The sequence below is a fragment of the Candidatus Tenderia electrophaga genome (genome assembly GCA_001447805.1).
Lineage (GTDB): Bacteria > Pseudomonadota > Gammaproteobacteria > Tenderiales > Tenderiaceae > Tenderia > Tenderia electrophaga.
The window spans coordinates 620836-636501 of the sequence record CP013099.1 but is presented as its reverse complement, the minus strand read 5'-3'; the positions used below and the strand labels follow the sequence as shown (position 1 = coordinate 636501).

Annotated in this window: 11 protein-coding genes; 3 read left to right on the top strand and 8 right to left on the bottom strand. The window is 60.7% G+C overall.

The window, feature by feature from the left end; translation table 11 throughout:
- The first annotated feature begins 18 nt into the window (after positions 1–18).
- Positions 19–1053, top strand: coding sequence for a hypothetical protein (locus Tel_02870; protein ALP54709.1), 1035 nt, complete (start codon positions 19–21; stop codon positions 1051–1053).
- Here Tel_02870 and Tel_02865 read toward each other — a convergent pair.
- The 4 genes from Tel_02865 to Tel_02850 are packed head-to-tail and all read right to left on the bottom strand — an operon-like array spanning position 1050 to position 5758.
- Positions 1050–2285, bottom strand: a complete 1236-nt coding sequence (locus Tel_02865) for a hypothetical protein (GenBank protein ID ALP52171.1) — start codon at positions 2283–2285, stop codon at positions 1050–1052. The two genes, Tel_02870 and Tel_02865, sit on opposite strands and share 4 nt — an antisense overlap.
- Positions 2286–2311: 26 nt before the next feature.
- Complete coding sequence (locus Tel_02860; GenBank protein ALP52170.1) at positions 2312–3334, bottom strand: ADP-heptose--LPS heptosyltransferase; 1023 nt, start codon at positions 3332–3334, stop codon at positions 2312–2314.
- Between the two features lie 28 nt (positions 3335–3362).
- A complete protein-coding gene (locus Tel_02855) occupies positions 3363–4313 on the bottom strand; it encodes an ADP-L-glycero-D-mannoheptose-6-epimerase (protein ALP52169.1) in 951 nt (316 codons plus the stop codon).
- 20 nt (positions 4314–4333) lie between these two features.
- Entirely contained in the window at positions 4334–5758 is a 1425-nt protein-coding gene (locus Tel_02850) for a bifunctional heptose 7-phosphate kinase/heptose 1-phosphate adenyltransferase (protein ALP52168.1), read from the bottom strand.
- A 143-nt stretch (positions 5759–5901) separates the two neighbouring features.
- Between Tel_02850 and Tel_02845 the strand changes: the two genes are divergently transcribed.
- The gene (locus Tel_02845) at positions 5902–7653 is read left to right on the top strand and encodes a lipid A export permease/ATP-binding protein MsbA (protein ALP52167.1); all 1752 of its coding nucleotides are present in this window, start codon (positions 5902–5904) and stop codon (positions 7651–7653) included.
- A gap of 134 nt (positions 7654–7787) precedes the next feature.
- Here the strand turns inward: Tel_02845 and Tel_02840 are convergent, their stop codons facing one another.
- Genes Tel_02840 through Tel_02830 form a run of 3 tightly spaced genes read right to left on the bottom strand, consistent with a single transcriptional unit; the run spans position 7788 to position 11903 of the window.
- Positions 7788–8000, bottom strand: a complete 213-nt coding sequence (locus Tel_02840; GenBank protein ALP52166.1) for a hypothetical protein — start codon at positions 7998–8000, stop codon at positions 7788–7790.
- A gap of 11 nt (positions 8001–8011) precedes the next feature.
- Positions 8012–8935 (bottom strand): branched chain amino acid aminotransferase, encoded by a 924-nt coding sequence (locus Tel_02835; protein ID ALP52165.1) that lies wholly within the window; start codon positions 8933–8935, stop codon positions 8012–8014.
- A gap of 58 nt (positions 8936–8993) precedes the next feature.
- On the bottom strand, positions 8994–11903 hold the full coding sequence (locus Tel_02830) for a glutamine-synthetase adenylyltransferase (protein ALP52164.1): 2910 nt from the start codon (positions 11901–11903) through the stop codon (positions 8994–8996).
- A gap of 159 nt (positions 11904–12062) precedes the next feature.
- Here Tel_02830 and Tel_02825 point away from each other — a divergent pair, with 159 nt between their 5' ends.
- Positions 12063–13211 (top strand): type IV pili twitching motility protein PilT, encoded by a 1149-nt coding sequence (locus tag Tel_02825; GenBank protein ALP52163.1) that lies wholly within the window; start codon positions 12063–12065, stop codon positions 13209–13211.
- Between the two features lie 84 nt (positions 13212–13295).
- Here Tel_02825 and Tel_02820 read toward each other — a convergent pair whose 3' ends face one another.
- The gene (locus Tel_02820) at positions 13296–15503 is read right to left on the bottom strand and encodes a hypothetical protein (GenBank protein ID ALP52162.1); all 2208 of its coding nucleotides are present in this window, start codon (positions 15501–15503) and stop codon (positions 13296–13298) included.
- Positions 15504–15666: the final 163 nt, after the last annotated feature.

Genomic DNA, 15666 nt, shown 5'->3' with positions numbered 1-15666 from the left:
CGTATAATGCTGCTTCAAATGAACATCAATCCCGAAAAAATCCTGGTCGTCCGCAACGACAAGCTGGGAGACTTTATGTTGACCTGGCCTGCACTGGCCACCCTGAAACAGTCCCTGCCGAGTTGCGAGATACACGCCCTGGTCAACCCCTATACCGCCGACATAGCGCGGCTCTGCCCCGACATCGACCGGGTCATTCCCGACATCGGCGCGGACGCCGCTCTCGACAGCCAGCTAGCCTTTGCCAAACAGCTAAAACAATCGGGCTATGACGCCGCGCTTACGCTGTTCTCGACTACGCGCGTCGGCTGGCTGCTGTTGTTGGCGGGCATCCCCTACCGCCTGGCGCCGGCGACCAAAATCGCGCAGCTATTTTATCACAGGCGCCTCAAGCAACGCCGCTCACGCTCGGAACAACCCGAACATGCCTACAACCGGGACCTGGTCGTTCATTACCTGCACGAAAGCGGCATCACCAACATAGCGGAGCCGGAGCCGCCCTATCTGCACTTTGAATCGACGGAGACGCAGCAACTGCGCCAAGAATTCTGCGCAGCTTACCAAATCCCGGCTGCACAAAAGCTCGTGTTCATCCATCCCGGCAGCGGCGGCTCGGCCAACAATCTCATGCCGGAACAATACGCCCTACTAGGCAGGCAACTGACTTCGAAAGGGGGACATCATATTGTGGTCAGTGCCGGACCCGGCGAACTAGAACAGGCCACAGGGGTCGCCGATAGTTTGTGCGACACCCCCCACAGCATCTATCACTCCACAGAAGGTTTGGTACGCTTCGCCCGCCATATCGCCTGCGCCGATGTATTTATTAGCGGCTCCACTGGCCCATTGCATATCGCTGGGGCACTAAATTGCAATACCGCGGCCTTTTATACCCGGCGGCGCTCGGCCACCGCCTTGCGTTGGCAGACCGTCAATAGTAAAGATAAACGGCTTGCCTTTTCACCGCCGCAGGGGGCCGACGCGGAGGACATGTCCAGCATCGACGTGTCTGCAGCAGCGATGCGGGTCAGCGAGCGCTTTCTGCACAGTTAACTTATACTTGTCGACGCGTCTGATTGCCGGTTGTAGATAGCCGCGGCGTGCCAACTCAAAAATACCGAAAGGCACAACAGATATATAGCGACAAAATTACCTTTCAGCAGAATTGAGGCATCCGTCAGAGAAAAGACAGCGATGCCGGTCACATGCAATAGCCCGAACAGCGCCGACTCGGGCGACAGGGTGTATGTCTTGATGAAGTGGTAGATCGGGTAGAAGAGCATCCCCAGAAACAGCATGAATCCCACCAAGCCCAACGACATCAATACTTCGACATAGGCATTGTGAGCGTGATCATGGCGAGCCACGTTTTTGGATAATCGTTCAGCATCGATATATGGCTGCACGGCCTTGTTGTAGTTTCCCCACCCGACCCCAAAGACCGGGTTATCCTGGAACACCATCCAACCGGCACGCCACATTTCGAAGCGAATGGCTGTGCCGGAGGTCTGTTGTGAAGCTCCCTGCTCTAAACGTTCGAAATAGATTTGGACGTCCGTGACCGCTGTGTTTACCCGCTCAGCGACCCGGTCGCTGGCCTGATAGCACAGCATCGCCACCAACATTAGCAGACCAACCAGCAACAGCCGCGACCAGCCCCGGAAACGAGCCAGAATCCATACCAAGGTCATGGCGACAAGCCCCATATAGGCCCCGCGCGAACCTGACATCAGGGCTGCCCACAGGGCGGCCGCACTCAGCACCGGCAATAGCCATCTCAATCGTCCCCACAATCCCCAACTGGCCAGCAACCAAATGGCAATCAGCGCCGCGACCGGGCCGAATAGATTTGGACTGTATACCCCGTCGGCGCGAAACTTATTCAGCTCGACCACTTCGTAATAGGCATGTCCCGCGACATAGACCGCCGCCGGCAGCAATCCCGCCAACAGCCAACGCCAAGCATGGGGATATTGGCGCAGCATGAAGTACATGGGCACAATCAGCAGGTAGCGAATATCCACGCCTAGCGATTTACTTTGTGTTTCACCCCAGCCGTTGACCACACCCGACGCCACGATACTCATAAAAAAACCGGCACATAACCACAGCCAGATCTTTTCCGGTTCAAACAGGGCGGGGCGGCCCTTGCGTTTAAATAAATCCCATAACGACATCAGCGCCAGTATCACAAAGATGCCGCTAAACCAGTGGCGCACCCCGACCCCGGCGATGGGAAACAGAAAGATCAAGACATGGATAAAACGTTCCTTGAACACCCCCAACCTGGATGGCGTAACGTCATCCGACATTATTGCTGACACCTGCGCCCCTCTAAATGACTAAACACCCTTTCCACGGCAATGTCCCGCAAGCAGCGGTAATGGCCTAATGGGCATTCACGCTCGAAACAGGGACTGCAGTCCAGATTCAGATAGACCACTTGGGCCTGTTCGGTCAGCGGCGGCGTATAGGCGGGCGACGACGACCCATAGATGGCGATAACCTCCACCCCTGTGGCCGCCGCGATATGCATCAAACCAGAATCATTGGTCACCGCCATATCCACCGCAGCAATTAGATCAATGGCATCTACCAAGCGAGTCCGACCCGCCAGATTGACCACCTCGACCCGATCCACCTCGGTGGCGATATCATCGCAGATCGCCTCATCTTTGTCCGAACCGAATAACCACACCTGTCTGCCGCTGTCGATGATGCGCTGCGCCAGCCGGGCAAAGCTCTCCGGCGGCCAGCGTTTGGCCGGACCGTACTCCGCCCCCGGCATAAACCCCACAATCGGCCTGTCGCGGGACAACTTAAATTCATCCATCAAACGCTGCTGGTTCTGAATATCGACGTCCAGTCTAGGCTGCGGAATCTCCGCGGGCGGCAATTCGGTATCCGCGTCCATACCCAAGGCCACATAGCGCTGCACGGTTTGGGTGAGCACGGATTTATCCAGCGGCCGCATGTCATTGATCAGGCCGTAGCGCATCTCACCCTTGTAGCCGGTGCGCCGGGGAATAGCGGCAAAGAAAGGAGGCAACGCAGTCTTGAAGGAGCGCGGGATGATAATGGCCTGATCGTAACGCTCACCACGCAGCGCCCGGCCGAGACGAACGCGCGCGCCCAGGCCGAATTGGCCATGCCCCAGCGGCAGCTCGACATGGCGCCGCACCTCGGGCATGCGCTGGAGCAGGGGGCCCGACCAAGCCGGCGCCAGCACATCGATAACGACACCGGAGTAACGCCTACACAAGGTCTTATAGAGACCCTGCGCCATCACCATGTCGCCGACCCAGGCCGGCCCGACAATCAGTACCTTATGCATTCGAGCTTAATCACAACTCAACAAGGGCCTACTTGCCCTCATTGAGCCAGCGCATGTACGCAGTGACTCCCTCTTCCACCGTCTTGAAGGGTGCGTCATAACCGGCTGCCCGCAGGGCAGTCATATCCGCCTCGGTGAAACTCTGATAGCGCCCCTTGAGGTGATCGGGAAAGGGGATGTACTCCAACTCGCCGCGGCCGTGGTAGTTCAACACTGCATTGGCTACATCGTTGAAACTCTGGCTGCGCCCGGTGCCCAGATTAAAGACACCGGAGCTGTCCGGGTTATCCCAGAACCACAGATTGACCGCCACCACATCGCCCACATAGATAAAATCGCGGCGCTGCTCACCGTCGCCGTAGCCGTCGCAACCCGCGAACAGCCGCACCTTGCCGGTGTCGTGCAATTGATTGTTCAGATGAAAGGCGACGCTGGCCATGCTGCCCTTGTGCTGTTCGCGCGGGCCGTAGACATTGAAATAACGAAATCCCGCCACCTGACTCTTGGCCTCGGGCAACAGGCGGCGCACATATTGATCGAACTGGAACTTGGAATAGCCGTAGACGTTGAGCGGCTCTTCATACTCAAGCGATTCCTTGAATACCGGTCCGGCGCCGTATACCGAGGCCGAGGAGGCATAGAGATATTGGATGTCATGCGCCAGGCAATAATGCAGCAGTGCCTTGGAGTAATCGTAGTTGATGCGCATCATGAAGCGCCCGTCCCACTCGGTGGTGGCGGAGCAGGCGCCGTTGTGGAAGATCACCTCGATGGGCGCGCTGAAGCCGGCCTTGCTCTCGATCCTGGCCAGGAAGTCATCTTTGTCCATGTAGTCGGCAATATCGCAATCGGCGATGTTCTTGAACTTGGTGCCGTCCTTGAGATCGTCCACCACCAGGATATCGCTGCGGCCGCGTTGATTCAGCCCCTTGACGATATTGCTGCCGATAAAACCGGCGCCGCCTGTCACTACAATCATGTCATTTACCTCTTGGCCGCTTATTCAGCGCGAATCACATCTATGATATTAGTCGTGGAACAGCCCTCGACATAATCCAATACAACCACCTCACCGCCGTTGGCGATGACACAATCGCCCCCGGCGATCTGCTCTGGCTTGTAATCGCCCCCCTTGACCAGAACGTCGGGCCTGACCTTGCAAATCAGCCGCTCCGGCGTATCGTCGGAAAAGGGCACGACCCAGTCCACATTGGCCAGGGCCGCCAATACCGCCATGCGCTGCGCCAGGGCGTTGACGGGGCGCCCCGGTCCTTTGAGCCGTTTCACCGAGGCGTCGTCGTTGACCGCCACCACCAAGCGATCACCGAGACGGCGCGCCTGCTGCAGGTAGGCCACGTGACCGGCGTGCAGAATATCGAAACAGCCGTTGGTCATCACCACCGTCTCGCCATGGGCCCGGGCATCCTGCACCAGGGCAAGCAGTTGATCTTCGTCCACCTCGCCGCTCTCGATCTCATCGTGTTCGCGGATGGCGCGGCGCAGCTCGGGCACCGTGGCCGTGGCGGTGCCCAGCTTGCCCACCACCACACCCGCGGCCAGATTGGCCAACGCCGTGGCCTCGGCCAGATCCATACCGGCCGCCAGCGAGGTGGCCAAGGCCGAGATCACCGTATCTCCGGCGCCGGTGACGTCGAAGACCTCTTGCGCGCGGGTGGGCAGATGCAGCGCCGCGTGATCCTTACGGATCAGGGTCATGCCCTTTTCACTACGGGTGACCAACAGGGCGTCAAGCTGCACGTCTTGCAGCAAGGTCTCGCCGCGGGCCACCAGTTCCTCGTCGGTCTTGCAGTGGCCCACCACCGATTCAAACTCAGACAGGTTGGGCGTAATCAGAGTGGCGCCGCGATAAATGGAATAGTCATTGCCCTTGGGATCGATCAGCACCGGCTTGCCGGCCCGGCGCGCGGCGGCGATCAACTGCCCCACCCCGCTCAGGGTGCCCTTGCCGTAATCGGATAACACCACGGCGTCAACCTCAGCCAGCAGCGCTTCGTAGCGTGACTGCAGGATGCCGCTGTCGACGGCGTGAAAGCCGTCCTCGAAATCGAGCCGGATCAATTGCTGGTGACGACTGACCACGCGCAACTTGGTCACCGTGGGCTGACCGGCCACGGTTTCGAAATGGCAGCGCACCGCCGCCGCCTCGAGCCGCTGAGCCAGGGCCTGGGCCGCCTCGTCGGCGCCGGTCAGCCCCAGCACCTCGGCGTGACCGCCCAGGGCGGCGATATTCAACGCCACGTTGCCGGCGCCGCCGGGGCGCTCCTCGGATTCGCCCACATGCACCACCGGCACCGGCGCCTCGGGCGAGATGCGCGAAGTGCTGCCGTACCAATAGCGGTCCAGCATCAGGTCGCCCACCACCAACACCCGGGCGCGCTCGAAATTGGGGATATGGATTTTCATCGCCGCACCAAAACGCCTGAAAGCCTTGCTTAAAAGGCCAAGATAATACCATTATTCATGCCCTTATTCATCGCCGGATATACCTGGCCCCGGCCGGCCGGGTACAATGCCTGCCCGACCCGCAAAATCACGTAAGCGAAACAATGGAATCCGACAGCAAGCGACTCTACCGCCGGTTACTCGGCCACACCCGCCCCTATTGGAAAACCTTTGCCGTCTCCATTCTGGCCACCGCCGTGATCGGCGTCTCCGAGCCGGCCATTCCCGCCATCCTCGGCCCAATGCTGGACGGCAGCTTCGTAGAGAACGACACCGATTCGGCACTCTATTATTCGATCTTGCTGGTGGGACTGTTCTTCATCCGCGGAGTGGCCCAATACGCCAGCACCACCGCCATGAACTGGGTCGGCTTCAAGGTGGTGATGGACCTGCGCGAGGCCATGTTCCGCCGCCTCATCGACACACCGACCGAGTTCTACGACCGGGAAAGCGCCGGCGGCCTGCTGTCTAAATTCACCTACGACGCCAGCCAGGTCAACGAGGCCACCACGACGGCGCTGGTGATTATCGTGCGCGATTCCATCACCATCGTCGGCCTGCTGGCCTTCATGCTCTATACCGACTGGCGACTCACCCTCACCTTCTTCGTCATCATTCCGCTGATCGCCCTGATCGTCAAAATCATCGCCCGGCGGCAGCGCCACCTATCCTTGTCCTTGATGCGGCGCATCGGTGAGATGAACACCACCCTGGACGAGGCCATTCGCGCCCACAAGGAGATCAAGCTGTTCGGCGGCCAGGGGCAGGAGCTATCGCGCTTTCAACAAGCGGTCAACTGGGTACGGCGTTTTCACATGAAGTTCATCGTCACCTCCGCCGCCAGCGTCCCGGTGGTACAGCTACTGTCCATCACCGCCCTCGGGGTGATCATCAACCTGGCCGCCCGGCAGGACCCACCCATGTCGGTGGGCACCTTTGTCGCCTTTTTCGGCGCCATGGCGTTGTTGCTGTCGCCCATCAAACGCCTTACCAGTGTCAACGAACCGCTGCAACGGGGCATGGCGGCGGCGCAGAACGTGTTCGCCCTGATCGATGAAGCGGCAGAGCAGGACAGCGGCACACTACCCCTGGCGCGCGCCACGGGCAAAGTGGAATTCAGTGCGCTGAGCTTCCGCTATCCGGGCGCCGAACGCGACGCCCTGGAGGATATCAATCTCACTATCCAGCCCGGCGAAACAGTGGCCCTGGTGGGCCAGTCCGGCAGCGGCAAATCCACCCTGGCCAATCTGCTGCCGCGCTTTTATCAAGCGACCCGGGGCCGCATTCTGATCGACGATACCAACATCCAAGATATCAGGCTGCCCGACCTGCGCCGCAACCTCAGCCTGGTGAGCCAGCAGGTGGTGCTGTTCAACGACACCGTCGCCGCCAACATTGCCTATGGCAGCAAATGCGAGGCCAGCGCGGCCGAAATCACCACCGCGGCCGAACAGGCCCACGCCATGGAATTCATCAACCAGCTGCCCGAGGGGTTGCAAAGCCTGTGCGGCCAGAACGGCGTGCGCCTCTCCGGCGGTCAGCGCCAACGTATCGCCATCGCCCGCGCCCTGCTCAAGGACGCCCCCATTTTGATCCTGGACGAAGCCACCTCGGCGCTGGATACGGAATCGGAACAGAAGGTGCAGCAGGCCTTGGAGCAATTGATGCAGGGCCGCACCACCATCACTATCGCCCATCGCCTGTCCACCGTTCAAAACGCCGACCGCATCGTCGTGCTGGATCGGGGCAAAATTGTGGAGACCGGTACTCACGAAGCATTGTTGCAACAGGGAGGTCGTTATGCCGACCTGTACCGGATTCAGTTTGCAGGGCAGGGGGAGCAATCAGCGCCCTAACCGCAAAGGGCCGCAAAAGTTTTATCGCATATCGACCCGTCATTGGTCATCAAGCAGATGTTCAACAAATCGCCGTGGGTTCGCTTAGCGTTCCTTTGCGTCCTTCGAGGTAAAAAAACGGATTTAAACGCAACTCAATCCTTGAGGGTATACTCAGCTCCGCAGTAGGGACACTTGGTCTTGCCGCCACTGTCTTCGATGGGCAGGAACACGCGGGGATGGGAGTTCCACAGGCTCATGCCCGGCATGGGGCAGTGCAGGGGCAGATCGGCCCGGGTAACTTCATAATGATTTTCGGCATTGGGCGGAATCTCCGCCGCGCCGCCGGTGTGTTGTTTTGCCTCCACCTTCGCTCTCCTTAATTGATCAATGTCAGCCAGTGCATGTGCGCTTCACTACGTCCGTGAACCACATCGAAATAGAGACTTTGCAAACGCTCGGTCACCGGGCCACGGCCGCCGCGGCCGATGATGCGCCCATCCAGTTCGCGGATCGGCGTCACCTCGGCGGCCGAGCCGGTGAAAAAGGCCTCGTCGGCGACATAGACCTCGTCGCGGGTGATGCGTTTTTCCTTGATCGTATAACCCAGTTCCTCGGCCAGTTGAATCACTGTGTTGCGGGTAATGCCGTCCAGCGCCGAGGTCAGCTCCGGTGTATAGATCACACGCTCTCGCACCAGGAAAAAATTCTCGGCACTGCCCTCGGAAACATAGCCTTCGCTATCGAGCATGAGCGCCTCGTCGCAGCCCGAGGCCAAGGCCTCCTGCAGGGCCATCATGGAGTTAACGTAATTGGCATTGGTCTTGGACTTGCACATCATGATATTGACGTGATGGCGCGTATACGAAGAGGTGCGCACCTTGATGCCGTTGCGCAGGTTATCTTCACCCATGTAGGTACCCCAGGGCCAGGCGGCGACGATCAAGTGGGTCTGAAGATTGTCGGCGCGCAGCCCCATGCCCTCGGCGCCGTAAAACGCCATGGGACGGATATAGCCGGACTCGAGTTTATTGTCACGCACCACGGCGATGGCGGCCCGATTCACCGCTTCCTTATCGTAGGGTATTTTCATACCCATGATGTGGGCTGAACGAAACAGCCGGTCGGTGTGTTCCTGAAGGCGAAAAATCGCCGGCCCCTTGTCGGTGTTATAGACACGCTCCCCCTCGAACACGCCCATGCCGTAATGCAGGGTGTGGGTCAGCACATGGACAGTGGCCTCGCGCCAGGGAACCAGCTCACCGTCGACCCAGATGACACCGTCCCGATCCGCCATACTCATTCGTTTACTCTCCTTAAAATTCAACATCGTTCGGCCGCGCCGGCGCGGCGAAAGCGTTCTATTCTAGCAAATCGCGCCATATCCGCGTGACACCCCGGCGCCATTCGGCAAAGGGTGCCTCATCCACCACCGCCTCGCGTTCCTGCAGGGCGACGCGATGGACCTCGGAACGATAGGCGCGATAGGCGTCGGCCAACAGCTGGGCGTCCTGAATCTCCAGCAGACCTTCGTCGGACAAGGTCTGTAACAGGCGCACGTTATCGGTCCACTGCAGCAGAGCCGGATGCTTGTGGGCCCAGCGCAATACGGCGTATTGGACCATGAATTCAATATCGGCGATGCCGCCCGGGTCCTGCTTCAGATCGAACATGCCGGGCTGCTTCTTGGCCAGGTTGGCGCGCATCTTGTCGCGCATCTCGCGCACCTCGCGCTGCAACTGGGCGGCATCGCGACGCCGCGACAACACGCGCGTGCGCACGGCCCCGAAGCGCTCGGCCAGCGCCCCGTCGCCCGCCACCAAGCGCGCCCGCACCAGGGCCTGATGTTCCCAGGTCCAGGCCTCTTTTTCCTGATAACCGGCAAAGGCCTCCATGCTGCTCACCAACATGCCGGCGGCGCCGCTGGGGCGCAGTCGCGCGTCCACCTCGTAGAGGGTCCCGGCCGGGGTGTGGGCGGTCATGATGTGGATGATACGCTGACCCAGGCGGGCGAAAAAGACGCTGTTATCCACGCTGTTCTCGCCGTTTGTGGACAGCCCCAGGGCCTTGTCGTCATGCAGAAACACCAAATCCAGATCGGAGCCGTACCCCAGTTCGATACCGCCCAGCTTGCCGTAGCCGATGACGATGAAGCCGAGCTCGCATTCGGGTCCAGCTGCGTTACACTGCGGGCGCCCGTGGCGCTGCACCAGGTAATCGTAGGCGATGCGTACCACCTGCCCCAATACCGCCTCGGCGATCTCGGTGAGGTGGTCCGACACCATCATCAGCGGGAAGGCCCCCATCACGTCGGCGGCCGCCACGCGCAGCACATTGGCCTGCTTGAAATGGCGCAGGGCGTCCATCTGCTGTTCCAGATCGTCGTCCAGGTGCGCCAGGGCCTGATTCAACTCCGCCTCCAGACCGGCGCGGTCCAGCGGCGCATACAGGCTGCGCGCGTCGAGTAGCTCGTCCAGCAGAATGGGATAACGGGCCAAATGACGGGCGATCCAGGGGCTGGCGGCGCACAGCTGCACCAGCTGCGACAAGGCCATGGGGTTTTCCACCAGCAGGGCCAAATAGGCGGTGCGGCGCGCAATGGCCTCGAGCAGATTGACCACCCGCGCCAGTACCTGGGCCGGCTGCGCCTCTGCCGCCACCGCGCCGAGCAACAACGGCATCAAGCGATCCAGACGTTCATGACCGCGTTTGGACAGGCTGCGAAACGCCGCCCCCTCGCGCAGCCGCTGCAATATGCGCAAGGCCTCCTCGGGCTGGTCGTAGCCCTGCTGCTGCAACAATTCGGCCGCCGCCGCGGCGCTGGCCGAGCCGTTCCAGACGGCATCGAACTCGGACCCCTGCTCGGCGGCCTGTTCGCGCTGCGGCGCCACGAACACCTGTTCGAAGGCGTCGTGCACGGCGGCCATCTGCGCGCGCAGTTCGCGCTCAAAGGCATACCATTCCTCATACCCCATGGCCAGCGCCAGGCGTTGCCGATCGATATCGTTATTCGGCAGGGTATGGGTCTGCTGGTCGGCCATGGCCTGGAGCCGGTTCTCGGCGCGGCGCAAAAACACATAGGCCGTCTTCAAGGTCTCCACCACGTAGCGCGGCAGGGAATCCAATTGCGCCAGCAGGCTCAGCACCTCCTGAATAGGACGAATCTGCAGGCCGCGGTCACGGCCGCCGCGGATTAACTGGTAGGCCTGGCCGATAAACTCCACTTCGCGGATGCCGCCCGGGCCGAGCTTGATATCGTCCTCCATACCCTTGCGCTTGACCTCGCGGGCGATCATCTCCTTCATTTCGCGCAGGGATTCGAACGAGCCGTAGTCGAGATAGCGGCGATAGACAAAGGGCCGCAGGATCTCCATCAATTCTTCGCCAGCGGCGCGGTCACCGGCGATCACCGCCGCCTTGATCATGGCATAGCGCTCCCATTCGCGGCCGTGCACCTGGTAATAGTTTTCCATGGCAGCGAAGCTGATGGCCAAGGGCCCGGTGTCGCCGAAGGGCCGCAGGCGCATATCGACGCGGAATACATAGCCCTCGGGAGTGCGCTGATCCAGGGCGGTGATGAGACGCCGTCCCAGGCGCAGAAAATATTCGCCATTGCTCAGCTGCTTGGGTCCACCCTCGGTCTTGCCTTCTTCCGGATAGGCGAAGATCAAATCGATATCGGAGGAATAATTCAGCTCGCCGGCGCCCAGCTTGCCCATGCCCAGCACCACCATGTGCTGCGCACGGCCGCTGTCTTCGCCCCTGGGCTCACCGAATTCACCACACTGCCAAGCGTGCAGGCACTTTATCGCCTCGTCCACACATGCGGCGGCCAGGGCGGAGAGATCGCGCAGGGTCTCGTCCAAGTCGGCCCAGCCGGCCAGGTCACGCCAGGCGATACGCACCATTTCGCGCCGGCGAAACCGGCGCAGGCTCACGCCCAGGCTGTTGTCGTCAGTCACGTCAGCCAACATCCGAGCCAGTTGTGCGGCGAAATAGCCGGGCTGGCACCGCGCCTGCAAGTGACCGTTGTCAACCAGCTCGGCGAGCATGGCCGGGTAGCGCACGCAGGTCTTGGCGACGAAATCGCTGCAGGCCCAGACCTTGGCCAGGGCGGCGCCCAGGGCTTCATCCTGGGCCAGGCGCACGGCGGCGTCGGACGCGGCATCACAATAAGACTGCCACTCGCGCGTCACGCTCTCCTGCAGCGCGGCGGGCAACGACTGTAAGGCGGTCTGCGGCAGGGCCACGGGGTGGTTTTCACTAGCCATAGATCAATCGAATATTTCTTTAAAAAAATAATAGCTTAGACTCGGATCGCGCGTGCCGAACGAGTCTTCCGGGATCATAGCATTTCTCAAGTTGCCCCCTCTAACGCCGATACCTTTCAACGAACCTCTTGTCGCCACGAATACGGAACCTCGGACAACATGGAACTCAAAGACTACCTGAAAATCATGGTCATGAAAGACGCTTCTGACCTCTATCTCACCACCGGCGCGCCCCCCAGCGCCAAAATCCAGGGCCAGCTGGTGCCGCTGGAAAAGACCCCGCTGGAGCCCGGCCGCGTGATGGAAATCGCGCAACAAATCATGAGCGAGGAGCAGAAGCAGGACTTCAAGGATCGTCCCGAATGCAACCTGGCCATTTCCGAAACGGGGATCGGCCGCTTTCGTGTCAACATCTTTCAGCAGCGCAACCAGGCCGGCATGGTGATCCGCGCTATCAAGACCGACATCCCCAACTGGCAGGATCTGGGCCTGCCCGAGGTGCTGACCAAGCTGGTGATGCAAAAGCGCGGCCTGGTGTTGTTCGTGGGTGGCACCGGCTCGGGCAAGTCGACCTCGCTGGCGGCGCTGATCGACCACCGCAACAGCAACAGCGCCGGCCACATCATCACCATCGAAGACCCGATCGAATTCGTGCACAAGCACAAGAAGTCCATCGTCAACCAGCGCGAGGTGGGGGTGGACACTGCCAGTTTTGAAGACGCCCTGAAGAATACCCTGCGCCAGGCGCCGGACGTGATCCTGATCGGTGAGATCCGCGACCGCGAGACCATGGAGCACGCCATCGCCTTCGCCGAGACCGGCCACCTGGCCATCTCCACCCTGCACGCCAATAACGCCAACCAGGCCCTGGACCGCATTATCAACTTCTTTCCCGAAGAGCGCCGCCATCAATTATTGATGGACCTGTCGCTCAACATCCGCGGCTTCGTCTCGCAACGCCTGATCCCCACCGTGGACGGCAAGCGCGCCGCCGCCATCGAGGTGCTGCTAGGCACCCCGATGATCTGCGACCTGATCCTGAAGGGCGAGATCCACACCATTAAAGAGGTGATGGAAAAATCGGAAAACATCGGCATGCGCACCTTCGACGCCGCACTCTACCATCTCTACAAAGACGGCCGTATCACCCTGGAGGAGGCACTGCGCAATGCCGACTCGCCCAACAATCTGCGTCTGCGTATCGATCTCGAAGAAAAGGGCACCAACCTGGCAGACAAAGAGACCAACCTCTCCTTGGCGGATGACGATGGGGACGGCAGCAATCCCTCGGGGCTATCGCTGGAATAAATCCAATTTGCAATACGCCACCACCCTTATAGAGTAGATATCGGCATGGCGGAGGACACGCGCCCGGAGACCGTCAAACCGGCCTCAGCGACGCCGTCCCCGGCACACACCGGCCACCACGCCCAACACCGCCAGCCACAGCGGATGCAACCCGCCGCCGCCGACGATGGGGGCATTTCGGCTGGCGTTCGAGAGCGACACATCCGATGTCGCCGAACCATCGGTAGCGGGCGTGGGATCGCTGCTGTCTGACGGCGCATCCTGAACCCCTTCACCGGCGCCCTGGACAGCGAGGGCGATGGGGTCTTCGATCACCCCCAGGCTGCGGTTCAAATCGAAGCGGTCATTGTCGCGCAGGACCAGGGTGATGGTCTTGGTGACACGGTCGATGGTGCCGGTGGTGACTTGCGGATCCGGCCCCGCGCCCAGCGTCTCCCACACTTGATTGATATTCAGTTTGCGAATCACCGCATCCGAGGCGATCTGCGCGTCCACGGGCAGACGGATCGTCACCACGGTGCCGTTTAGATTGGCATCGGGATCGGTCGGCACATTTTCCACGCTAAAGCGGAATACGCCCAGCGGCTGGGAGTAATCCACATCCGGCAGGGTAATCTGCTTCTCACCGGCGATGGTGCCGCTACCCTGCGCAACTTGGATAATGATGTCGCTGCTGACCGGTGCATTGGTAATGGAAATATTCATGGTGGCCGCAGCGGAGCAGGCCCCCGAGTCATCACAGGCACGAAAGGTGAACCGGTCGCTGCCGGTGGCGTCGGGCCGTGCGGTATAGGTGAACAAGGTACCCGCGGGGCCGCCCCCCAGACTGACAGTGCCCAACTGGGGATTCTGTACGATCTCAAAGCTCAGGGGGTCGCCGTCCACGTCAGTCGCCGCGAAATTCGAGCTTACCGTCGCGCCGGCGTCGGCCGTCAACAAGGCGCCGCTGGCCTCCGGCGGGTTGTTCTCGGTCGAGGCCTGCTGATTGCTGAGCGGAGGCGCAGTGACCACATTCAGCGGCGCCACGGCACTGGACTCGAAGGCGCCGATATCGCAGCTGCCGTCGCTGCGTGCGTAGCCGCGCTGATCGATGTCCGGACAGAGGCTGTTATCCGCGGCGTCGATGGCGTCGCTGTTGGCTTCCAGGGCATGGGTGAGGGTCGGGCCGCCGTTGTCCGTCAGCGAGACCAGGGCCGCCACGCCGCCGGAGATACTGCTGGCGTCGCTGCCCAGCTCGCAACTCGCGTCGCTATCCAAGTTGTTGCCCAGGGAAATCAGTTCGCCGTCATTGGAACAGTCGCCCCCCGTGTTATTGTCGGCAACGATCGTATTGGTCAGGCGCAGCGGCACCGCACCGCGCACGAAAATACCGCCCCCGCCCGGGGAAGGCGAGTCATCGCTGCTGTCGATACCGAAGGCGGTGTTGTCGGTAACGGTCACGTTCACCAGCCGGTTGCCGCCCGACGAAATGCCGAAATTGCTGTTACCACTGCTGTAAAACAACCCGCCGCCATAGCGTGTCGCCGTATTGCCGCTGAGGGTGGTATTGGTGATGCGCAGATTGCCGATCAGGTGATAAACGGCGCCGCCGTCGAGAAACACCCGGTTATCGCTGATGGTACTGTTGTTGATCACCATCGTATTGAACAGCGCCGAATTGTAGATCCCGCCGCCGAAGCTTGTGACCAGGCTATCCGAGAGTTGGTTTGCGCGAAGGGTGGTGTAGTTGATGGTGACATCACCGTCCTGGTTCATAATGCCGCCGCCGGTGCTCAGCGCCAGATTACCGCTGATCACACTGCGATTGACCTCCAGCGTACCGCGGAAATTGCTGATGCCGCCGCCCTGACCGAAGGTGATATTGCCGGTGATGTGGCTGTCATTGACGGTAAGCGTGCCCTCGTTATTATTGATACCTCCGCCGCTGCTCGACTGGCCCAGTGAGCCATTGCGCACGGTCACGCCATTGAGCGTCAGCGTGGCGTTGGCAAGGACGTGGAGGACGCGGTCTTCGCGCATACCGTCGATGACCACATCGTCGGCACCGGCGCCGTTGATGGTGATCTCACTGCCACTGACGATGTCGAGGTCGCCGCTTTCCCCCGCGTCCTCTTCGGCGCCGAGCACACTCAAATTATAAAGCCCGGCCGGCACGTTGATCTCATCGGGCTCGGAATTGGCATTGGCCTGTTGAACGGCGGCGCGCAGACTGCAGCCGCCACTTGCTATCAAACACACACCATCCGAGGTATCGTTATCGATGGCGTCGACGGTGGTGTTGACGTTGAACACCGCGGCGGACGCGGACGTGACAGCGGCACACCCCAACAGACATATAGTTGCACAAACCCAGCGACGTGACATGAACATCCCCTACACCCTCCTTGCTGAACAGACGAACGGCGTCTGCCTGACAAAGTGTTATTATTTGCATGGCCACTTGGGACTGGCCTGC